The organism is Vibrio sp. HENC-03 (assembly GCF_000305755.2).
Lineage (GTDB): Bacteria > Pseudomonadota > Gammaproteobacteria > Enterobacterales > Vibrionaceae > Vibrio > Vibrio owensii.
The window spans coordinates 435,904-460,095 of sequence record NZ_JH976122.1; the positions used below are offsets into that span (position 1 = coordinate 435,904).

General features: G+C 41.5%; 11 protein-coding genes. All 11 read left to right on the plus strand.

All coding sequences use genetic code 11. The features are described from left to right. Positions 1–2 precede the first annotated feature (2 nt). Entirely contained in the window at positions 3–2,366 is a 2,364-nt protein-coding gene (locus VCHENC03_RS0125835) for an AAA family ATPase (RefSeq protein ID WP_009705978.1), read from the plus strand. 2 nt (positions 2,367–2,368) lie between these two features. After that, complete coding sequence (locus VCHENC03_RS13285; protein ID WP_009705979.1) at positions 2,369–4,156, plus strand: hypothetical protein; 1,788 nt, start codon at positions 2,369–2,371, stop codon at positions 4,154–4,156. Between the two features lie 272 nt (positions 4,157–4,428). Then, positions 4,429–6,015, plus strand: coding sequence for an N-6 DNA methylase (locus VCHENC03_RS13280; RefSeq protein ID WP_009705980.1), 1,587 nt, complete (start codon positions 4,429–4,431; stop codon positions 6,013–6,015). Next, positions 6,015–7,451, plus strand: coding sequence for a restriction endonuclease subunit S (locus tag VCHENC03_RS27410; protein WP_009705981.1), 1,437 nt, complete (start codon positions 6,015–6,017; stop codon positions 7,449–7,451). The genes VCHENC03_RS13280 and VCHENC03_RS27410 overlap by 1 nt, the downstream gene beginning before the upstream one ends. Before the next feature lie 572 nt (positions 7,452–8,023). Beyond that, complete coding sequence (locus VCHENC03_RS13265; RefSeq protein WP_009705983.1) at positions 8,024–10,573, plus strand: McrB family protein; 2,550 nt, start codon at positions 8,024–8,026, stop codon at positions 10,571–10,573. After that, positions 10,573–11,880, plus strand: a complete 1,308-nt coding sequence (locus VCHENC03_RS13260) for an McrC family protein (RefSeq protein ID WP_009705984.1) — start codon at positions 10,573–10,575, stop codon at positions 11,878–11,880. The genes VCHENC03_RS13265 and VCHENC03_RS13260 overlap by 1 nt, the downstream gene beginning before the upstream one ends. A 275-nt stretch (positions 11,881–12,155) precedes the next feature. Beyond that, the gene (locus VCHENC03_RS13255) at positions 12,156–15,665 is read left to right on the plus strand and encodes an STY4851/ECs_5259 family protein (protein ID WP_009705985.1); all 3,510 of its coding nucleotides are present in this window, start codon (positions 12,156–12,158) and stop codon (positions 15,663–15,665) included. Positions 15,666–15,674: 9 nt separating this feature from the next. After that, positions 15,675–22,106, plus strand: coding sequence for a DEAD/DEAH box helicase (locus VCHENC03_RS13250; RefSeq protein ID WP_009705986.1), 6,432 nt, complete (start codon positions 15,675–15,677; stop codon positions 22,104–22,106). Between the two features lie 317 nt (positions 22,107–22,423). Beyond that, the gene (locus VCHENC03_RS13245) at positions 22,424–23,050 is read left to right on the plus strand and encodes a dual OB domain-containing protein (RefSeq protein ID WP_009705987.1); all 627 of its coding nucleotides are present in this window, start codon (positions 22,424–22,426) and stop codon (positions 23,048–23,050) included. 9 nt (positions 23,051–23,059) lie between these two features. Further along, positions 23,060–23,500 (plus strand): DUF488 domain-containing protein, encoded by a 441-nt coding sequence (locus VCHENC03_RS13240; protein WP_032802714.1) that lies wholly within the window; start codon positions 23,060–23,062, stop codon positions 23,498–23,500. Then, positions 23,497–24,117 (plus strand): DUF4326 domain-containing protein, encoded by a 621-nt coding sequence (locus VCHENC03_RS13235; RefSeq protein ID WP_198158285.1) that lies wholly within the window; start codon positions 23,497–23,499, stop codon positions 24,115–24,117. Before VCHENC03_RS13240 ends, VCHENC03_RS13235 begins: the two co-directional genes overlap by 4 nt. Positions 24,118–24,192 lie beyond the last annotated feature (75 nt).

Below are 24,192 nucleotides of genomic sequence, written 5' to 3' on the forward strand. Positions count from 1 at the left end.
TAATGGCTAAGAAACCTAATAAAAGAAACACAGCACCTAAACCAGTTGAAAAACCACAAATTCCAACATCAAATGGATTTCTAGGTGCTCTTCTCAAAAAAGCAGGTGTTTCATCTGATGAAACGCTGCTAAGTAAATTAAATGAAGAAGAGAAGCAGGCTTTAGCAGATTTAACTGCTCAACTTGAAGAGCTAATTGAAACAAATGAAAAAACTAAGCAAGAGCAAGAATATAACCTGGCTGAAATTGATTTCAATATAGCGCAAGCTGCAAAAGACAGTGAAGAAGTAAAGAATAAGCTCCAATCGATAACAGAAAAAGAAAAATCTCTTGCTGCTAAAGAGAAAGAATTTTTGTCGAAACTCGATGAGCTTTCTAACAAAGAGCAATCGTTATTGGAAAAAGAAGCGAACGCCAATGCTGGTTTTGTTCTTGAGCGTCAAAAATCGTTGGAATCGTTAAAAAGAGAGTACCAACAAGTCGAGCAAAAAATAGCTCAGCTTGATGAGCAACGCAGAACAAACGAATTGAATATGCTTGAGCAGCAGGCTCAAATTCATGAGCGTGCGAAAGAGCAAGAAAATACACGATTTGAAGAGTTAAAGAAAAAGTTACTCGCGGAACATGCCGAATTAGAAAAACGTCAAACAGAGCTTGATGATAAAATTAATGAAAACAAACTGTTAAATGATCAGCTGAAGAAAAAACTTGGCGCTCAGGTTGTTATGAAAAAGCAAGCGATAGAAGAGTGTCGAAGAGAAATTCAAACTGAAAAAGTGACATTAGAAAACCAATTGAAGCTTCTAGAAGATTACCGTACTCGTGATCAGAATGAAATTAAGCGACTAACTGAGCATTTGTGTGGTTATAAAGAGTTGGAAAGAGAAGCTAAAATTAAAGAACTTGGCTCTCCTGCGGCAGTTTTACAACGAATTGATGAGCTTGAAAAAGACCTACGAGATGCACGCAATAAATTAAAAGGTCGCAGTGAAGACGATTTGGAAGAAGAATTAGATTTCTACAAAGATCGAGTGGATGATTTAGAAGAAGAGCTAAGAGATCTAAAACAAGAACATGAAGAGGTTAAGCTGCGTGAAGGTAAGTATAAGCTTAGCATGAGAGAAAAGTTGGAGTTGCAGAAGCAAAAGGATCTTCTTGAGGTTAGCAATGCAGCATTAACTCACAGTATCGAAGCGGTTAAGTCTCAATTAGATGACTTAATCGAAAAGCAGCAGTCACAAGAAGTTTTTAAAGAACTGACATTGATGGATCGCAGATATCGTGAGCCGGTACCTGCTCAACCAGTTAACTCGTTAAAAGAGTTTACTGAAGAGTTACAACATAGAATCGCAATATCAACAGATGTAGAACTGTATTATGACTTAGATCTGCTAAGAAAGTTCATGGCTGGGTTAGCGCTGAGTCCGTTGCATGTGTTTCAAGGGATCTCTGGCACAGGTAAAACGAGTTTAGTCAATGCATTTGCTGCAGCGGTCGGTGGCGAAGTCACGACAGTGCCTGTTCAAGCAGGTTGGCGTGATAGAGATGACCTAATCGGTCACTATAATGCTTTTGAAAAACGCTACTATGAAAAAGAATGTTTGCAGGGTTTATATAAAGCGCACACACCATCATTCGAAAAACGTTTTAACATTATTCTATTGGATGAAATGAACCTATCTCGTCCAGAGCAGTACTTTGCCGAATTTCTATCTGCAATGGAGCAAAACGAGCAGAAACGTAAAGTTGTCTTAATGGACTCGTCTGTTATCAATCCACCCAAATATTTGGTTGAAGACAGAAAGCTATTACTTAAATCGAATACTTGGTTTATGGGGACAGCAAACCATGATGAGACAACGTTTGAGTTCGCAGATAAAACCCATGATAGAGCATTCACGTTAGATTTAGAGAAGCAAGTGAAACCTGAAGGTTGGCGTGCGAGAGCTATCAAGAACACGGTAATTGACTTTGATTCAGTTGATGCTCTGTTTACACAGGCACAAAAGACCCATAAAAAGCTGGTTTTGAGCATGCTTAACAAGCTAACTAACTCGGAGTTTACAGCAATTCTTGAACGTCAGTTTGATATTGGGTGGGGTAACCGTTTAGAAGCACAAGCGCTTCGATTTATTTCTGTTTATAAAGATTGTGGTGGTCATGAAGCTGATGCACTAGAGCATCTTCTAATAACTCGTGTATTGCGTAAAGGCAAAGTACTTGGTCGCTATGATATTTCTATCGACAAGCTAAAGGAGCTAAAGAATGCTCTAAGTACAATGCTCAAATCAGTGAACGGCACCGGTACGAAAGCTATTGATATCATTCAAAGTGAAATTACACGTAAAGAAGAAGGGGTTTATTAACAATGTTAATAGACAGAGTAACTTCTAAAACGGTTAAGCCAAACGAAGTCACTAGCATACAATCAGGGCGATATGCCCTGATTGATCAAAAGTCTAAAGAAAGTTTTGAGCAATCTCTTATATTGGAACCGGTTATTCCCCAGAACCTAGAGATAATGCTCCACAACGAAGTAGCTTTCGCTCAACCTTCGGAAGAGCTGTTTACTCATGATGATATTATAAAAAGTGAACAACAGCTCAGGGTTATTTATGATGCTATTCATCAAATAAATGATAAGTTCGATGACATCGACCTAGAAAAATTTAGTCATTTTTTACCTCCCGAGATCAGTAAAAACATTACCCCAAATGAACTTGATAAAGGAATTGAAGAAGCTTTCAATAACGGTGTTCTATTTCAAATAAATAGCTCACCGAGAATGAGTATGCGTTATGACACTGAATTGTTACCGACCAGTCGAGTAAAACGATACGCAAACAACTATCAAGCACACTTAGTTGCCCATTCAGAATGCTGGCAGCAAAGAACAATAGTTGGCATTGTTCCTAAAAAACTGATGGCTAAGGTGAGTGAAGACGAAGTCGCTATTTATGAAAATATTGTATATGCAAGGTTGATTGATAACTTATTTAATTATCTGACAATGTATCAATTGCGTCTTGAAGAAATCGTAACTTTCATCGATCAGTTTGGAACGCTAGATAGCAGCAATAAAGATCACCGTTATATTACCCAGTTAACGCAGGACTGGGGTAGGGCATATAAAGGTAATGACGAAACGATGGAGCAATTACAGGGTCAAACTGAATCAGCCCTAGAAAGCGTAAAGTCGAGTATTCGCAAACTATCCCAGTTACGATCCGATAAGTTATATCAGTCAATTCCACGTGTGGCCAAGGTGCCAATGGAATTGAAGCAAACCAATATCTTAGTACACGATAAAAACTATCGGAGAGTCGCTCAACTTTGGCGAGTATGGCTCAAAAACTCAAATATCGATAAGTTGACCCCTCAGCAGGTACTTGAGCAAAAGCAATACAATTTTATTCAATACCAATCGTATGTTGGGCAAACATTGAACCAAGTATTTGTTAACTTAGGTTGGTCTCTAACTAAAACGGCAAAAGGCCATAAATTACGCCATGACAATACCTTTGGGTTAACGCTTGAACATTCAAAAAAAGGCGAATGGCGATTGGTTAGAAAAGGAAATTTGATAGCTCGCATAGTAGTACTGTCTGAGCCTTTGGTTGAAGACATCGCCGAAAATGAGCTGTCATCAGAAGAGTTTTTGATCTGCCCAGAAAACAACACACTCAGCGAAAACGGTAGCATTATTGTCATATCACCAATAAACCTTCATGGTAAAGAAATACTTGCAGGGAAGCTACAACAGCAAATTTTCAAAGTGATTATTCGTGAATATTTGACCGATTTTAAAGTCAAACTGCCCACAGCGATAGAGACTCTTTATCATGGAAAATGTGATTATAGGCTATCAGATGAAGAATTAGGAACTGCTAAAAAGCATGCAAATAAAGAGTTGTTTGGCGCGATAGTTACAAAGAGCAATATATCTAAGTACTTAAAACAGTGCCCGGTTTGTAGCCACCAGGCACACGAGAGTTGTATTAAGCAAACATCTAGAGATTACTTTGCTGCAAGTTGCAGAAACAAAGCATGTAAAGCGACATGGAGTTTAGATGTGAAAAAATCACAATTTAACTTAAATAATGGCGGCTCATCCAATGGCAGGTTTGCATTCAGCATCAACCTGGAATATGCCTAGTGTTGAATGATCTCTAGCGAAGAATGTAGTTAATCGTGTTGGCTGTGTGACCTGACTGCTAAATATTGTTGATGAGAATGATGCGATTAACGTCGTTCAATCACTTGGTAAGCTTATGAACGTCTTCAATGATGAACTAGACAGCATACTCACTCAATTCAATCAATTTATGTGGGATGAACCCGCTTAAAACCATACAATAGCCCCAGAAAGAATATTGAGCTGACGGTTGGTTCGAGCAACCGTCAGCCACAACTAATTAGAGAACAAACATGAACAACAATGATCTAGTCGCCAAACTGTGGAAACTGTGTGACAACCTGCGTGATGGCGGTGTCTCTTACCAAAACTATGTTAACGAACTGGCGTCATTGCTGTTTCTTAAAATGTGCGAAGAGACAGGCCAAGAAGATGACTTACTGTCAGAGGGTTACCGCTGGGCGAACCTGAAAGGTAAGCTAGGTCAAGAGCAGCACCAGTTCTACCGTAATATGTTGGTTCAGTTAGGCGCAGATGATCATGCGATTGTTCGTGCTATCTTCCAAAACGTCAACACCACCATTACCCAGCCAGCGCAGCTTACCGAGTTGGTGGATAATATGGACAGCCTAGAGTGGTTTGAAGGCGATAAAGGCAAAAGCCGTGATGACTTCGGTGATATGTACGAAGGCTTACTGCAAAAGAACGCCAACGAAACTAAATCGGGTGCAGGTCAGTACTTTACGCCGCGTTCATTAATTAGCACTATCGTTAAACTGCTTCAGCCACAGCCACGTGAAATCATTCAAGATCCGGCAGCAGGTACGGCAGGCTTCTTGATTGAAGCAGATAAGTACATCAAAGCACAAACTAACGATTTAGATGACCTAGACGATGACGATCAAGAGTTCCAGATGACCAAAGCCTTTGTCGGTTTGGAGCTGGTACCAGAAACGCGCCGTTTAGCCCTGATGAACTGCCTACTGCACGATATTGAAGGTGACCAAGACGAAGGCGCGATTCGTTTAGGTAACACCCTGGGTAGTGCAGGCGAAAACCTGCCAAATGCCGATGTCATTTTAACTAACCCTCCGTTTGGTAGCGCAGCAAGTACCAATATTACTCGTACCTTTGTTCACCCAACCGGTAACAAACAGCTCTGTTTTATGCAGCATATCTATGATGCGCTAGAGCCAGGCGGCCGTGCAGCGGTGGTAATCCCAGATAACGTGCTATTCGAAGGCGGTAAAGGTACCGATATTCGCCGTGACCTGATGGACAAGTGTAACCTGCACACTATCTTGCGTTTGCCGACAGGTATCTTCTACGCTCAGGGCGTGAAGACCAACGTACTCTTCTTCCAAAAAGGCACGCCAGAGAATAAGAACCAAGACAAGGGCTGTACTAAAGAGACGTGGGTATTTGATATGCGTACCAATATGAACACCTTTGGTAAGCGTCGCCCGCTGACTGAAAAGCACTTTGAAGCCTTTATCAATGCTTACGGTGCAGACAAAAATGGTCAATCACCTCGTGAAGAGGGGATTTACGAAACGCTAGGCAACATCTTTGCTGAAGGTCAGGACAGTGTTGAACATATCATCGAAAACGCTCGCTTCCGCAAGTTCAGCCGTGATTACATTCGTGATCAGAAAGGTGACAGCCTAGATATCTCTTGGTTAAAAGACCTAGAAGCGACTAGCGCAGAAAACCTGCCAGAGCCAGAAGTGTTGGCAGGGGAAGCGATGGCAGAGCTGACGGAAGCCATGACTGAAATTTACCAACTGATGCAAGCACTTGGCGCGAATGATGAAGCAGAAGGGCAAAAGCAGTTACTTGAAGAAGCATTTGGCTTTGCAGAAAAGCCGGAGGCAGAGTAATGAGTAATTTGCCGAAAGGGTGGGTAGAAAAAAAAATAGATGATGTTGCAGAGTTGATTAATGGTGATCGAGGTAAAAACTATCCGAGTCAAGACCAACAGCTTGATGATGGATATTGCCTGTTTCTCAATACTCCGAATGTTAAGCATGGGCGGTTTAATTTCTCAAATACTAAGTTCATTACAAAAGAACAACATGAGTCTTTGAGAAATGGCACGTTAAATAGAAACGATATAGTTTTGACTATCCGAGGGACTCTTGGTAATTGTGCGGTTTATACTGATGATGTTGACTTCAAAACAGTAAGAATTAATTCTGCAATGATGATTGTACGACCGTCTATTGCAATCCATCCTTGGTATTTAACTCGTATTCTAAGCTCCTCTGCGTTTCTTGAATGGTCACAAAAAAATCACAGAGGCTCTGCGCAGCCCCATTTGAGGGCTACTGATATAAAAGAATACCCTATTTTCTTTCCAGCTATAGCCGAACAAAAACGCATCGTCGAAAAACTCGATGAGGTATTGGCACAGGTCGACATCATCAAAGCCCGCCTAGATGGCATCCCAGAGTTGCTAAAACGCTTCCGCCAATCGGTACTCGCTTCTGCGGTGTCGGGGAAGTTGACGGAAGAGTGGCGTGGTGGACCATCGTCAGATTTCCATCAGTCACCAATAACTGTTGGGAATGAAGATAAGGCGTCTCCAAGTGGTTGGGCATGGCAAATGCTAACCGACTTAGCCAAGTTAGAATCAGGACATACGCCTCGAAAAACAGTTGCAGAATACTGGGATGATGGGGATGTGTATTGGATATGCTTACAAGATATCAGAGCTGCACATGGAAAGGTCATCCAAGATACAAAGTTTAAGCCTACGATGCTGGGTATAGACAACTCCAGTGCAAGGTTATTGCCCGCGGGGACAGTCTGCTTTTCAAGAGATATCTCAGTTGGTTTTACAACCATTATGGGCAAGGAGATGTCGACTACCCAACATTTTGCAAACTGGATTTGTGGTTCAGAACTCAGTAACAAATATCTTATGTATGCACTTATGGCTGCTAAGCGTCATTTAACTGATACAGGGCAGGGTACGACGGTAAAAACGGTTTACATGCCAGCTTTAAAACAGTTTCATTTATTGACACCACCATTAATTGAACAAAAAGAAATAGTTCGTCTAGTAGAGCAATACTTTACTTTTGCAGACACCATCGAAGCGCAAGTGAAAAAAGCACAGGCGAGGGTAGACAACCTCACTCAGAGCATTTTGGCAAAAGCCTTCCGTGGTGAGCTGGTGGCGCAAGATCCAAACGATGAGCCAGCTGACAAACTGCTAGAGCGCATTGCCGAGGCTCGTAAAGAGGCTGAAGCCCTAGCCAAGGCAGCCAAAAAAGCCGAAGCGGCAAAGAAAAGAGCCGCGAAAAGTGTATAAGTTCTAAGCTTTATTTTGTTGTACTAAAAAGGGGCGAGAGCCCCTTTTTAGTACCTGTAATATGAGGTTTTTAAATGTTTAAAGCAATATCTACGCTGTTTAACTCTATAGTTGAGCTTGTAAAAAGTCTTTTCTCAATTGTGTTTAGTGTATTCTCTATCGTCTGCAATTTAACAAAAGCGTTATACCATCTTTTCTCTGCTTTCTATATCCGACACAAAGCAAACAAAGAAATCGAGAGATTGAAAAGTGAAGAGCGAGAACAAAGATTAGATAACAAGCCAAATCAAGAATAATCACGTCAGCCAACTTGCTTAGAACTACCTTCAATAGTCTGTCAATCGAACATATTTCGCACTCCTCGCAGCATTTCAGCAATGTCATCCTGCTTAGCTATGCTAGCGAATTAGACACATATATGCGTAATTTGTTGATAGATCAAAGTTATGACTATTATGAAATGATAGGCTTATTACTGATTGGTTTTGTGAATTAACGTCACAGAATTGAGGTTCTTAAAATTAATAGCATAACCATCAGCTGATGGAACGTGCTTTCTATGAGTGTTATCAATGTCAGTCTATTTATTAACGTGGAACCCAAAGCATTTCTCGACGGGTGGTGAAGGATCTGAAGCTGGAACTTTAAACTATACAGTAGGTGAAAATGTTCGTTGGTCTTGCCATAGCCAACAACCAAAAACTGGTGATACCGTTTATCTGATTAGAGTTGGCGTAGAGCCAAGAGGTATCGTTGCTAAAGGAACAGTAAGTAAAGAAAGTTATTTGGCTGAACATTGGTCTGACGCTTCAAAGCAAAAACATTATATCGATTTTAAGTTGGAAGGCTTGCGCTCTAACTGTGAGCAAGGCTTATTGCCAATGATGTTGCTTCAAGGAGCAATGCCCGATCAAAAATGGAGCCCACAAACTTCCGGTATTGAAATCAAGCAAAATTATCGCGAAACGCTGGCCTATTTGTGGGAGAGCGGAGAATTTAAACACTCTGTTGAGCAGTTCTTCAATTGGTACCTAGAAAACAAATTTAACCCCAATGGTTGGTACAAAGGTTACGTTGAAACATGTAAGTTAGCGAATCAGCTCCAAAATGGTAAAGAAATCTCCAAAGAAGACGTTAAAAAGCTTTGGTATGACGCGAGCAATGGAATTGCAGGTGTCGGTCAAGGTTTTATGTATAAAAAGGAGTTTGAGTCTAATTGGGAATATTTGCAAACGTTAACCAGAACCATTCTTGCTCAGCCAACTGAAGATACCTATCGCAGTGTTACTGCTGGTTGGAAGCAAATTGGTGGTTTCAAGAGGGTGCTTTGGGGAGTTATCCATAGAGTCTTTGCCGCTGCAGCTCCGGGTCAATACACCAGCATAGTTGCGCCTGATTACATCAAAGAGGTCTTCTCTTGTTTAAAGCACCAATATCAAATTGATATTGAGCTTCAACCAACGTGGTTAGGCGACAACACACGATTGCTTGAGTGCACGAATCAATTCATTCCGAAAGACATCGATGCTCAAGCGCGAAATATTCTTTTGTGGAGCTTGTACGAGTGGAAAGCCACAAATAAAAACGATGACACTGTAGAAAACGATCAAGTAAGAGACAATGAAGCCAACTATGAAGTGAGCCTGCCGATGATTAACTATGTTAATAAACCTCTAAATCAGATTCTTTATGGTCCTCCAGGTACTGGTAAAACCTATCACACGATAGAAGCTGCGGTGAAAGCGGCTGAGCCGAACTTCTACTACAGCTTGGAAATAGAGGCCTCAGAAGGGGCAACGAAAGAGCAACGCTCTCTGCTTCAAGCAAAGTTTAAAGAACTGTCAGATTCTAAACGCATTAGATTCGTAACCTTTCACCAAAGCTATGGTTACGAAGAATTTGTCGAAGGGTTAAGCGCTAAATCAGTCGATGGGCAGATTTCATACGAAGTAAAATCCGGTATTTTTAAGGATATTTGTGAGCAAGCGAGCCGAGGTATTGAACAAAGCAACGACCCTCTTGAAATCGCAATTGAAAACCTTAAAGCTGACCTTGAAGAAGGCACGTCGCTGTCACTAAGTACTCAGCGCGGGAAACGGTTTGATGTTCAGTATCACGGGAATACAACATTTAGAGCGTTCCCACATGAAACTACTCACGAAGATTTAGGTAACGGTTACCCAGTTTCTATCGACAGTATACGTAAGCTATATAGTGGAGTGGACGCGAAAGAGTTTTATAATCCGTCGTATGTAAAGGCGATACTCAACCATCTAATTTCCAGCTATCAATTGGCAAAAGAACCAACGGCTCAACCAGATAGTTTGAAAAAATTTGTGCTTGTGATTGATGAAATCAATCGAGGTAATGTTTCGAAGATTTTCGGTGAGCTCATTACGTTAATTGAAGACTCTAAACGGTCTGGTGAGGGCCAAGCAGAAACTATAGAAGTGGTACTTCCACATTCAGGTGAAAAATTTTCGGTTCCCAATAACCTTCATATCATTGGAACAATGAATACGGCTGACCGTTCGTTAGCAATGATGGATACGGCACTGCGCCGCCGTTTCGACTTTGTGGAAATGATGCCTAAGCCTTCTTTACTCAAAGATTGTGTCGTAAAACATGATGATGGTGAAATCAACTTATCAGAGCTTTTAACTAGGCTAAATGAGCGTATTGAGATCCTTTATGACCGTGAACATACCCTCGGTCATGCTTTTTTTATGCCAGTTAAAGCTTTGGTAGACGCAGGTGAGCAGGGTAAAGCGTTTAATGCTCTAGTTTCTGTTTTCAAAAACAAGATCATTCCTCTTCTGGAAGAGTACTTCTTTGAAGATTGGAGCAAGATCCGTCTAGTTTTGGCAGATAATCAGAAGAGCGATATCAACTTGCAATTTGTTCAGCAGCACAAGCAGACCAAGCAAGATCTCGATGGTTTGTTTGGCAGTAACCATAACTTAGATCAATATGGTCAGGAAGTGGTGAAATACACACTCGCCGCCAACGATGATACCGTTTGGAACAACGCAAATGCTTATATTGGTATTTACAAATCAAAGCAAGAAGCACCAACTAGGTCACCAGAGTCGCAGACCGAAGCAAACAATGAGCCTGTGTAATGCACACAACTGTATTTGAATATGGCTATTTAGCGTGTGACAAAGCTGCGAGTGATGAATTGGGTGCAAACACTATTTCTAAACGTGCATTCGAGTACTTAAAGGATGTGAGTCTAAGCGCTGAAGAATCTGATACCAGCAAGTGTTTAGGTTTAACCAAGCGTTTTGGCCATGAGTTACTTCAGGTGAAAAACTACGTCGGTGTGTTGTTTACACCGACAGGTGAACATATTGAAGTGTTGCCAAAAATAGGACGAAAAACGGAAAACAAAGAACAGGCGATAATAGAATCACGCGAAACGTTGCTGATGATGCTGCAGCATTTAGGGTCGTTTCGCTATGTGGCATCGAACCAGGCGAGTGTGGCTAGCAAAAAAATGCCACTTCTTGAGGTGTTTATTGCCCAGTTTCTTCAATCGGTAAATACGTTGGTGAAACGAGGGCTAAAAAGTGACTATGTCACACGAGAAGATAACCTTCACTTCCAAAAAGGCAAGGTGAAAGTTTCCCAACAAATCAGGCACAACACCGTCAATAAACACAAGTTTTATGTTGAATATGATGAGTACTTGATTAACCGCCCAGCCAATCGACTCATTAAAACAGCTCTGTTGAAGTTAGGTAATTACACAAGGTTAGCGAATAACCAGAAGTTACTGCGTGAGCTACAGTTTGCTTTTGCAGATGTCCCAACGAGTAAGTCTGTGAAACAGGACGTTAGTGCTCTTAAGTTAGATAGAGGAATGACGGATTATCATTCGCCGATTGCGTGGGCAAAATTAATACTCAATGGGTTCTCTCCGCTGAGTATGAAAGGTAATAACAGTGCTCTTTCTTTATTGTTCCCAATGGAAGCAGTATTTGAAAGTTACGTAGCGTCTGTACTCAGGAAACAGCTCCCAGATGACGTTGAGCTTACCACTCAGGCGTCATTAAAGTACTTGGTTACTCATAACGCTCGCAATCAATTTCAACTCAAGCCTGATTTGTTGATCAATTTACCAGACGAATCAAAGTTGGTTCTTGATACCAAATGGAAGCTGCTTGAGCTAGATGAGCATAATTATGGGCTTTCTCAATCCGATCTCTATCAAATGTTTGCATATGGTCATAAATATTTATATGGTACGGGCGACCTTTTATTGATCTATCCCTCGCATAGCGGCCTTGAAAAGCCGATAGAATATAGTTTTGATTATAGTGATTCGTTGAGACTTTGGGTTGTACCGTTTGTTATCTCATTAACTGGCGATTCGCGAATTGAATGGCCAGAGGCCTTGAGATTACAAGCTTATGAATATCATTAACATATTTCGACGTGCAATAGTCTCTAAAAGAAGCTGCATTGCCATTTATCAACAGCGTACTAGATGGCGCAATATGATAAATCTAGCTATCAGTGGTTTGATAAGCTGAATTGGAGCTGCTTTGAGCAACGGGGGTAGCTCCGACTTTTGTTAACGATGTTTCGAAGTCATTGGCACCTTACTGGGTTGATGACTACACGCGAGATCGTAGAGTGTGCTTGTCATCTCCGCACGCGGTAGCTAACAAACAGATTAACTAGTATTAAGTGATTGATATGATTTTAGATAGTGTCCAGAATCCAGTACTGAAGATGCAACAGTGGTTTACTGAATTTGAATCGAGAAGAGTCAAGCCTAACAAAGGGATGCCTTTGTGGGCTTTAAAGGTTACGGACGAAGAACTTCAGCAAATGAAGCAGTTGTTGAGAGCACTTTTCAGCGCTAAAGATCCTTCTGTTGTGTTTAATCAACACTCTTGCGCTGGTTATGGTAAGAAGTTTGACCAAATATTCACGCTTTATTTGGCTACATGGATTCAAAGAAACTTTACGGGAGGGAAGGAGCGATGGCCTGTTGTTCTTCGCAGTATCGATATATCACACAATAATCGACTCAACACCTATATCTATGACTCCGTAAAAGCAGGGTTAAAATACTGGGGGATCGATCTCTACTCCACTTCTTCTGCAAATCAATATTTTGCAACCTTATACTGTCAAGGCGGGTTCCCTAGATCTGGCCTTGTTGGTTTGAGTTCTGGACCGGTGCCAGAGTATTTGGACAAGGTTATTTCCCAGTATGCTTTGTTTCATCACACTTCTGAAATTAACGATATTGCGAAGCAGCAACTTGAACTGTTGCCAGAAACGCTTAAGCAGGTTGCTTTTGCTAGATTAGCCACGGTGTTGGTTACCAAGCTAATGGAGTATCGAGATCGCTATCATCTTCACGGTGAGTCTGATCCTGTGATCGCACTTAATGTACGATACCCCCAATGGCGAGATGAACTTCCATTTTTGCTTTGTGACGAAGAGGCATATGAGTTAATCAGTCGATTGGTTCGTAAGACATCAGCAATTATTCGCCGTGAACAGAACCCAGTTAGAATTAAGCGTTACCTTAGAGAAGATATGGGTCATTGGGACTTGGTTGCTGAGACGTACGTTAACCACACAATCCACCCTCAAGATTTGTCTCGCGTGCTTTCTTTAGAAAATCTACCTAAGTTCTTTGATTTGTATACACAAACAAATACTGGGGAGCGAGTAAGAACGGCATCTTTTAACCTGAAAGGGTACGCTAACCAAAGGTGGCAAGTCATAACCAAGTTTGCTCATTTTTATAATGCTGATGCTGCAAGTAACATTGGCTATGAGCTATGGAGTGATGGTCGAAAATTTAATAGCGATACGTATTACCGAGGTGAAGAGCTAAATAAGGCTCTACCTTGGATTTTTTCTGCTGAAGGTGAAAAGTCTCAGTATCTTGGCCAAGGTAATGTTCATGTAAAACAAGCCTCTGCAATAATTGTTCATGCTGGTTTAGTTGAACCTGCTACCTCTCAATCAAAGGTTGAAAAGGTTGGACGCATTGCGAGTTTAGACCGAGATGTTTATCGCGTTGTGGGTAAGGTAAAAGTCGAATTAGATTACGACTTCATTGAAGTGTTGACAGGTGCAGATGAAGCTCAAGATGTCACATGTTGGTTAGATGGCAAGCGGAATCGCGAGGCTATTTCACATCAGCACGTATTCGAGGGTAAACCTACGGGAATGATGAGATTCGGCGTGAATAAGTCTCAACTTATTCCGAGCGCCGAGTTGTTCTGGAAAAGTGTTGACTCTGATTCGCTGGTGCCACTTAACTCAGATGCATTCACTTATGGTCTTGGTTCGGTTATTTGGTTTAACTCCGGTCAAGTAATGTGGCAAATGAAATGCGCGATTTTGCCTGCTTCATCTGATTTTAATGTGATTCATTACGGCAAAGGTGAAATTGAGCTAAAAGCAGTGGGATTCAAAAATACCGATTTTGGCTTCGTAGATAACGAAAAGAACTGGCTAAGAGATGTTGAAGTTATAGAGGATATGTTCCTCGCTGAAGTGCAGATCCCCGCGAGTATGCCTGACACTTTTCACCCAGTGTTAGGGTGGAACAACTCCACCAAGAATACCCTGACGTTTGAATTTGATTCGCTGCAATCTGGCGTATGCTTACTCGGTAGTAAAGGCAATACACTTAATGCTAGGGGAAACAAGATCACGTTGGATGACCTTTACGCAAGTAGTTTAAAGGTAAAACTAGTTGAAGAGTCCAGCTCGATCAGCGTGTCTGCTGCATTAATGCAACATAAAACTATTAAAGCAAGTATTACAGATATCATTCAAGTTCCTGAATCAAAAGTTACGGTAGGATGTGGCGAATTAGCACGTTTGGCACAGGCACTATTTACACAGTCTGATGATACTCGCGATCGCGTTTCATTTAGATTCTACTCTGGAAGAGAGCTTCTGGAATCACGAGTACCTGCAATCGAACAGTTCAAGTATCCTGTAGCCTCTTTGAAAGGTGATCGTTCTATGCTCCGCATTTATGGTGCTCATGACCATCGTAACCCAGAATCAATACAGCTCTATACTGCACCTATATGGGATCTATCACGTGAGCATACGCCACTGGTTAAGTCCTTAGGAGAGCGAGGAGAGTTGCTTTTTGCAATGCCAGAGATAAATGAACCTGGACCATGGTTCGTATACGCACAGAATGATCGAAAGATTCAACCAAGGGCTGTACTAGTCGCTCAGAATGAAACTGGAATTAAAGAATACAATTATTCTCGCTTACAGTTGTCTATCAGAGATCTACTCTTCAATCCTGAGACTAGGAGCTTTGATTATTCAGAAATGGATGCTGCTTTGAAAGAGTTGATGTTTGACCTTCAACACGATGATTGGCACACCGTGCAGTCATTCGTTGAACAACTTTCAATTGCAAACCCAACGACGTTCCACATTTTCAAGCGTCTTGCTGCGAATCCAAATGTGTTTGCTTCATTGTTATTAAAACAAGAAAATCTTGAAGAGTTTGAATCGGTTTGGTCAATATCACTCGATATGCCATTCGAATGGTTGAGCGTCCCTCTAAATCAATGGATCGATGCTATCAGGTTGACGACTAAGAGCACCATGGAATCCCTTGTGATGATGAAGGATCAACTACCCGTTGATCAGTTTGAACAAATTCAAAAAACTATGTTGAAAAGTCGTCTTCAAAACTTGTCAGATAAAGGCGAGTACTTTGCAGCTGTTGTTGACGCAGCACTTTTTGCTCTGTACGACATAAAGTCAAGTTGGATGGATTTACCAATTTATGCATCAGAAGAACAGCCGTCTTATATCGCTGATTTTCATAAGCAAAAATCTGAATATTTTAGTCGTCAAGAAGGCAGACTTCTGACTCAAATTCAAAACAAGCATAATGACATTCGATTAAAAGATCTTCTTGATACAAGGTTATCGAGAGACCTTTTGGATGCTGAACTTAAAGGATTTACTCAGCATTACTCTGTAGATAAGTCGAAAGCAACACGACTGGCGATACCACTTGAATTACCGGTTAAAGTTGCACTTCACAATGCAGGAATCTATCCAGCTGCTGATATTAATGAAGAAGAGTTGAGGTTGGTTAACTTCGCTTTAAACCGTCTATCTCAGTTTGACCGAGTATGGACACAAGAATCGATGGCGATTGCACTAAAATCTGCAGTTAAATTACGAGCGCAATAGGTTGTAATAATGTCTACAAAAGCAATTAATTTTAAGTCTCTCTATAAAGACCTTTCCTCAGTTACGTCACAGGCAGTGATTAACCGACTTCAGTTGAAATCGGCGCCTTTAAGAAAGTTTTTGCAAAGTGAGTTTCAAGTCAAATATGGCAAGGGAAACGACTTTTTCGCTCAACCTGTTTTTGAGGCTACTTTTGGTTGGTCTTCGGAAGGCTGTGAAAATGATCTTAACGGGCTGGTCACTCAAGGTAAATTAGAGCAAACTTTCGTTAATAACCTGTCGCAACCGCCAATGCCTTTCCCTGACTCTTCTGAAGAGAAAGAGGAATATCGTCTTAAAGGAATAAGTGAAGACCGTTGGGCTGAAGACATACAGGAAGACTACACCTGGCCTCTGGATAGACCGCCATATAAGCATCAGTTGGAAGCCTGGGATCACTTGTCTTCTGATAAAGTGAAATCAGTAGTTGTTACTTCTGGAACAGGGTCGGGTAAAACCGAGTGTTTTCTAGTTCCATTGTTGAACGACTTAGCAAAGCAATCCAATCGAGCTGTAGAGCCTCTTGAGGGAACACAGGCGATATTCCTGTACCCGCTTAATGCACTGATCAATTCACAGAAAGAGCGTTTGAGCGCTTGGACTCGTGGCTTTGAAGGGAAGGTGAGGTTTGCTCTGTATAATGGTGAAACACCGACTCAAGCTCCATCTAAAACTATTTCCAATGCAAGTCTTAGTAAAAACACTGCCTCAGAATTGGTGACCAACAGAAAAGACATCTGGTCTTCACCGCCGCCGATACTCGTAACTAACGCGACCATGCTTGAGTACATGCTTATTCGCCAACAGGATGAAGATATTCTTGCCAAGTCACAAGGAAAGTTAAAGTGGATTGTGTTGGATGAAGCTCATACGTATGTAGGCTCTCAAGCAGCAGAGATAGCACTGCTACTGCGTAGGGTCATGCATGCCTACAATGTTAAGCCTAAAGATGTTCGTTTTGTGGCAACGTCTGCAACAATTGGGGATAAAAACAAGCAAGACGAAACAAACAGAGATCTTCAAAGGTTTTTGGCTAAGGTTGCGGGGGTGTTACCTGAGCAAGTTGCAGTGGTTAATGGTCATCGTGCTATACCACATATCAACTCGACAGGGATGGAGTCTTCTTTCAGCTTGAAAAAAGCGAGAGAAATGAGTTCTGGTGAGCTTTATGACTATATGAGCAGTTTTCCCGTTCTCCGAGAAATGCGAGAGTCCTTAACTAGAGAGCCGCATACACTTGAAGAGATAGCTCGTATTCTTGAACCGAGTAAATCTGAACGTATATCTCAGGTTGAGCTAACAAAGGCGCTAGATATCATTGATTTGGCCGTAACCGCTTATCCACAAGGAGATGATAGCCAGCAAGCATTCCTGCCGGTACGAGCTCATATTTTCCATCGCTCTCAACGAGGTCTTTGGGCTTGTTCTGATCCAAGCTGTTGCAACAAAGCTAATACCGAGCTGCAAGATGGGTGGAAGTTCGGCATGGTTTATACGAATGAGCGTACACACTGTGAAGGTGAGTGCGGAGCGCCTGTTTTTGAACTAACACACTGTAAAGATTGTGGGACACCAAGCCTTGCTGCTGCGAAAACCACAGCACAAGGTGGAATTAAGTTATTAGAGCCAAGAGATACTGATCTGCTAGATGATTATGTTGATGAGATAGATGAACACGAACAGGCATCGGATGAAAATTTTGACACTGAATTCGAAGCTAATGTTCAGATATTTGCTAGGGAAGACGCTTTAGGAAATGCGCATGATCAACTGGGTTGCACCCACGTTAGTCTTGATCCGAAAACTAACCGAATTTCAGAAGCCTTTGAATCAGGGCACCTAGATATCTTCTACAACCAAAATGACCGTGATGATGGACTCCGCTGTGCCCATTGTCATGGGGTTGAGAATGTTCCGAACACACAATTCAAACGAGCTCTGTTAGGTTCTCCGTTCCTGATGGGGTCGCTAGTACCGGCTATGTTGCGACACATCCCAGGTGACAATAGTGATGACCTAAAAGGTAAGCGATTAATTACCTTTACCGATAGTCGTCAGGGCACGGCCCGTTTCTCCGCAAAAATGCAGTTGGATTCTGAGCGTAACTGGACGAGAAGCCAGGTTTATAAGACTGCGGTTCTTGAGGCAGGAGAATTGGAGCTTACAGAAGAGCTAAAAGAGAAAAAAGCTGCACTTAAGTTTCTCAAAAGTGCCTTGCCAAATGACCCGAATACGATAGCACTAGAAAAACAAATCGACGAAGGCTTGAAAAAGCTCCCAACGAAGAAAGTAAACTGGTGTTTTCTAAAAGAGCGCCTCAGCACATTGCCTGAAATACAGCTACTTTCTGGTGCAGAACTAGACCTGTTGGAGGGGAAAGCTCTTGAGAAATATGATGAGCGTATTCCTGGAGAGTATCGTTTAAGATCGGAGCTTTTGAGTGATGCAGATAATCTGGCTGATCTTTTCTTAAAGCGAGAGTTTGCTCGAAGAGCAAAAAATGCCAACAGTCTTGAGTCTATGGGGCTAGTCCAGCTTCATTATCCTGCAATTTCAAATTTAACAAACGAAGACATGAACTCTCATGAATGGAGAAGTTTGGGCTTTGACCTTGATGATCTTAAAAGTTATTTGAAAATATGCATAGACTTTTATATCAGAGAAAATACCTTAGTTGATATCGATAGAAGTGTAATCAACTGGATGGGAGCTAAAATCAACCCAAGGTTGCTTAAAGAGTCGAATTACGAATACCAAGATGAAATTGAGAGAAGAGCTTACTTCAAATTTCCTGTTGTGAACAATGGTCGTCAGCATAGATTAGTTCGCCTGTTGGAGTTAGGAGCTGGGCGAGTAGCCAAGGACGAGAAGGAACTGTTTAACTCGGTACTGTCTTTTATTTGGAGAATTCTCAGAGACCACATTTTAACCAAAGCAAGTCGTCAGGATTACAGTGATGGAGCTACTTTGTCAGGCTACAACCTAAAGTTTGATGAGAAAATTGAGTTCGCACCGATTGAAAAAGCTTGGTTGTGCCCAGTTACTAATCGCTGGCTAGATACAACTTTTAGAGGCTTGTCTCCTTACACTACAGGGTCATCAACATTGGATGATGTTCGATGTGATGAGCCATTCGAAATAACTCACCCAGAGACTGAAATAGTCAATAGCTCTCCAGCTGATATCAGGAACTGGTTAGCTGACGAAGACGTTTTGAACACTCATCGTGACCATGGACGTTGGTCTGATATCAATGACAGAGTCATTGCGGGTGTACCCCTAGTTCGTGCCGCTGAGCACTCTGCCCAACAAAGCTCAGACAAACTCAAGCGCCTCGAAAAAGCGTTCAAGAAAGACTACTTAAATGTTCTTAGTTGCTCTACCACGATGGAGATGGGTGTAGATATTGGCTCCCTTAGTATGGTGGCAATGAACAATGTTCCACCGAGTACGTCGAACTATCTACAGCGTGCAGGTCGAGCAGGTCGACGCAAGGAGTCTACAGCACTTGCGTTAACGTTCTGTAAAGCTACACCTCATGGCGAGCGTGTGTTTAACGAGCCGAAATGGCCATTCGCGACACCTATCCGAGTTCCTAAGGTTTCGCTAGACAGTGGAATCATTGTACAGCGTCATATCAATGCGTTCTTGTTAGCGAGCTTTTTGAAGATCGAGAAAAGTCGCTCAAATAATCTTTTGAAGATGCAGGTTGGCGCATTCTTCTTGGGTGATGGTGGCCTTAACCCATTTAATGCCTTTATAAATTGGTTAGCTGGCCCGGCGCTTAATGATGAAAGTGTACTTGCTGGTATAGATAGCCTTAAATTTGATTCGGTCTTTGCTGGTCATCTCAACAGTATTCTGGTGGAGGGTGCGTTAGATGCAATTGAATCTTCTCATATCAAGTGGATGCGCAGGTACGAGTCTCTCAACACACAAATTGAAGCGACAAGTGACAGTAATTCTCCTGCGTCTAAAAAACTAGCAAGACAATTGAAACGCTTGGAGCGAGATTATTTATTGGCTGAGTTAGCGAATACTGGTTATTTGCCGGGCTATGGCTTTCCTACTGGCGTGGTTCAGCTAATTACTGACAACCGTAGTGAAAATAACTCAAGAGATGATGGTAAATCTCAACATCGAACTTCATACCCAAGTCGAGGCTTGGAGGTAGCACTTAGAGAATATGCGCCAGGGTCAGAAATCGTTCGTGACGGTGCTGTTTATCAGTCGCAGGGTCTTCAACTCAATTGGAAGATGCCGTTTTCTGGAAATGATATTAAACAAGAACAGCTTATTGAGTATCAATGGGAGTGTGAGCACTGCGGGAATATAGGCTTTGAGTCCGTGAGTTCTGAACGAGCAAGTATTCGTTGTACTGATTGTGATAGCGACAGACTAACCTGGAGTGAGTTTATTGTTCCATCGGGCTTCGTTGTTGATTTTAACAAGCCACTGCACAACAACTATGTGTCGCCAAACTATGCAGGATACAGAGAACCTAAAGTTGCTTTGAACGACGCACAGTGGCAGCCACTTTCTAACACAGGTGTTGGACGTTACCGTGTATCTGAATACGGCTCCATTTTTCATTACAACGATGGAGAAGGTGGTGGGTATGCCTTGTGCTGGTGTTGCGGTAGAGCAGAGCCTTTGAGTATCGAAAAGACTCCGAAAGGAAACGTTAGACTATCTAAAGAGCCTCACATATTAAATACGCATAAACGACTCCAAGGCTTTAAGGTTAAAGGTGAGGTGATGTGCGAAGGTGTTAAAGATGGCTGGGGAATCAAAGTTAGTGAGATCAGCCAATCTGAAAGAGAAATCTCTATGCCTTTCATCATGGGCTATCCGCAAAGCACGGCTATGTTTGAGTTGCAGTTGAAAAGCCCTACGTCGGGCAACTGGATATCTGATGAGACTCTGCTTTATACGCTTGGTGTAGCACTTAGACAAATGTACTCAGATGAGAAAGGCATCACTACTCAAGAACTTGGCGTAGTAACTAGACGCAAAAGAACCGAGTCTTTTGAAGATGTGGTGAGTTTATACATCTTTGACTCTGCGACTCAGGGAGCTGGCTTCTCGAGTTCTATGCCGGAAGTTCTTTCACAGCTTCTAAAGGATCTTACTGAGTATTTAAAGAAATGTCCTAATAATTGTGAGGCGGCGTGTCACGCATGTCTATTGGATTACGATACTCAACATAATGTAAAAATACTAAATCGTAATTATTTGATTAAAGAGCTTGAAGAAAACAGGATTCTTGAAGGGTTAGCCCTTTCAACAAAAAGGTGTTTCTTTGGAGATTCTTCGAGGGTGGAACTCAGCAGTGCTAATCAGGTTTTGTCCAGAGTTGGGCATTCTTGTAGTCAGATAAATGTATTTTTAAGTTCATCTGAGTGGCATTTCGGTGAGTGGAATATTCGAGAAAAAATTACCACGCTTGCAACAAAAGGGATTCCAGTCAACGTTTATTTTTCTAAAGAGTTAGCTGATTCACTAGATTCTGACCTTGCTTGGGAGATAGCCCGATCTATGCCTGTAGGTATTATTAATTTCCAAGAGTTGGATAAACCTATTGAATTAGCTTCGGGCGGCCAGCCAGTTATGTCGTTAAAAGTAGATTCAGAATTACACTGGTACGCGACCGATGAACTGAGTCAACTGGGCGCAAATGAACATTGGGGAAGTGGTGAAGACCTGTGTTTAGTAACTGCTGTGAAAGAGCTAGAGATTAGCTCGACGAAATTTAACCTTGAGGCCCTTGCTCAGGCCTCTAATCTAAATGAAAACTCCTTTATATTAAGTGATGTTACGTCATTGAAAGGCAGCATTGCTTCATTCGGAGTTAGTTTTGTTGAGCTGTTGGCAGGCCAAATCCCATCTTTAAATGAAATGCTTAACAACAATATCGAATCAATTCACTATAGTGACCAATATGTGGTGAGCCCAATTAGTGTTGTGTTAATTAACCATGTATTGGCTGCATTCAATAAGCGCTATGGCCGCTTTTCATCAGAAATCAATACTGTTGCTCCAAGGAAATATGTGACCGGTCAAAGGCTGTCTTCATCTATTGGTGATAACTTCTTGGAAGCAAATGATGTCTTGGATTTTATCTATGATTCGTCAAGAACTCTTGGTGCTGAAGTTTATGGAGATATCGTTGATAAGTCAGAATTATCACACAGCCGCATTATGCGAATTGATTTGAAAGATGGTAGAGAGATTAAGCTTCTATTTGATCATGGTATGGGTTATTGGAGTCGCAGCAGAGATTACCCACAAAAGTTCGATTTTAAAAATGTTGGATATGAAGCATCCTCTATTGATGATTGGAACTTTGGGTTGAGAGATTCAGGGAAGGAAACCTTTATCGCCGTTAAGCTAGGAGACTGAGTTTGAACAAGTTAGAAGTAAACTAAGTAATTCTTCCTCTCACTAGTAAATTAGATGCCTCTCGTGGACCCATAAACGAGGGGCATTTTCATATGAAATGTAAACAATTTAGCATTAGTAATTCCCAAGTCAATCACCAAGTAACTATATGAGCTTTTGAATACTGCAGCCAACAAAGGTTGAAAGCCTATTAACTACAATTGCTTTCTTAGGTCATGATGAGTATAACCTTTAAGATTGCAAGCTTATAAACTCCGATTCATATTAATCTTAATTAACATACCTCTTATATCAAAACTGAATGAGATGGAATAGTTATGAATCACAACACAACACCATGCACGTTAGTTGTTTTGGCCAACTCGGTGAAACACGGACAATGTTGCGTAGCCGGAAAACGTTTAGATACCAAAGAGTGGGTTCGTCCTGTTTCGAATGCAGACGGTGCCGAACTTACGAGCCTGCAGGCGAGTGCGATGAATCCCTATGGCGCTTATAAGGTTAAACCTTTGCAAAAGGTAAATATGTGTTTTGAACAAGCTGTGCCTCTTAAAAATCAGCCAGAAAATCACCTGATTAATGGTGCGCAGTGGGTACAGCAATATAACATTAGCCCTGATGAACTGAATCAGTTTCTAGACACACCAATCTCGCTTTGGGGTTGTGGTGATCGAATTGACTATCAATCAATCATACGGGGGCAAGCCACTATCGAACAGTCATTACAGTTAGTTAAGGTTGAGAACTTGATGCTATACGTTGATGGTTATGGCACCCGAAGAGCATCTTTCTCTTACAACGGTGTTCAATACGTTTTGGCTGTAACAGACCCAAACTTCGATAATCTAATTAGTCGGAAAAATGAACTAATGGGTATTTTATGTATTAGCCTTGGTGAAGAGTACTATGGTGATTGCTATAAACTTGTAGCTGCGATTTATTAAGGGTGTTGAATGAAAATTTATACAATCGGCTTTACCAAAAAAAGCGCAGAAAGGTTTTTCACATTGCTGAAAAAGAATGCAGTCAAAACTCTGATTGATGTTCGTTTAAACAATGTGTCACAGTTAGCAGGCTTTGCTAAAAAAGACGATTTAGCTTACTTCCTGAGAGAGCTTTGTGAGATCCACTATTTGCATATGCCAATACTCTCCCCATCAGAAGACATCCTAAAAGGTTACAAAGCTAAAACATTGTCCTGGGCTGAGTATGAGGTGAAGTTTAATGCTTTGTTACAGCACAGAGCAGCAGAAACCCTGCTTGATGAAGAAGTACTTGAAGGCGCTTGCTTTCTATGTAGTGAACACAATGCTGAAAAGTGTCACCGACGCTTAGTGGCTGAATACATTGCGAGCCACTATCAATCTAATATAGCGATTAAGCACCTAAAATGATGAATAATCTACTAGTTTTATACCCAAGAGAGTTTAACTGTTTTTCAAAACTAAAGCGCAAGTTGGATAGAATTACTTCAAATATGGACAATGTTGGGTTGTTTACAACCATAGATCACAACGCACTGTTAGCTCAATATGCAGCAAAGACTAACTTATCACTTGTAATCGATGATGCGCAATTAGAGACCTTGAGTTTCACCCATGCGGTTGTTTTTGATGACGGTGAGGTGTTTGAGCAAGAGGTCGAGTGGATTACAGCTCAAGGGATTCCGTACCGACTCATTAACATCGCTATTACTCGTGTGATCAATGTTAAAAAAGAGACTGAGTTTGCTGATCAAAAAAGTACGCCTAATTATGAGTACATTGGAAGGGGGTCATACTGGGGAAACCCGCATTCGATGTTTGAGGGAATGGAAGATAGCGATGAAGACCCGCGTGAGGCTGTTATTAGAATGTATAAGTATGACTTCGACTATGACAAGTTTCTGAACATCGACAAGAGTAAAGTCTACGAGTTAGCAGGCAAGCGACTAGGTTGCTTTTGTAAGCCGCAATCCTGCCATGGTGATGTATTAGCTGATTTCCTTAACAAGTGGGATGATGGAAAATAACATCCCTCAGTAATTATGCGTAACCTTCCAGTCTTTATCGTACGTCATTTTAATGGCTCGATATGTGCGAGTTAT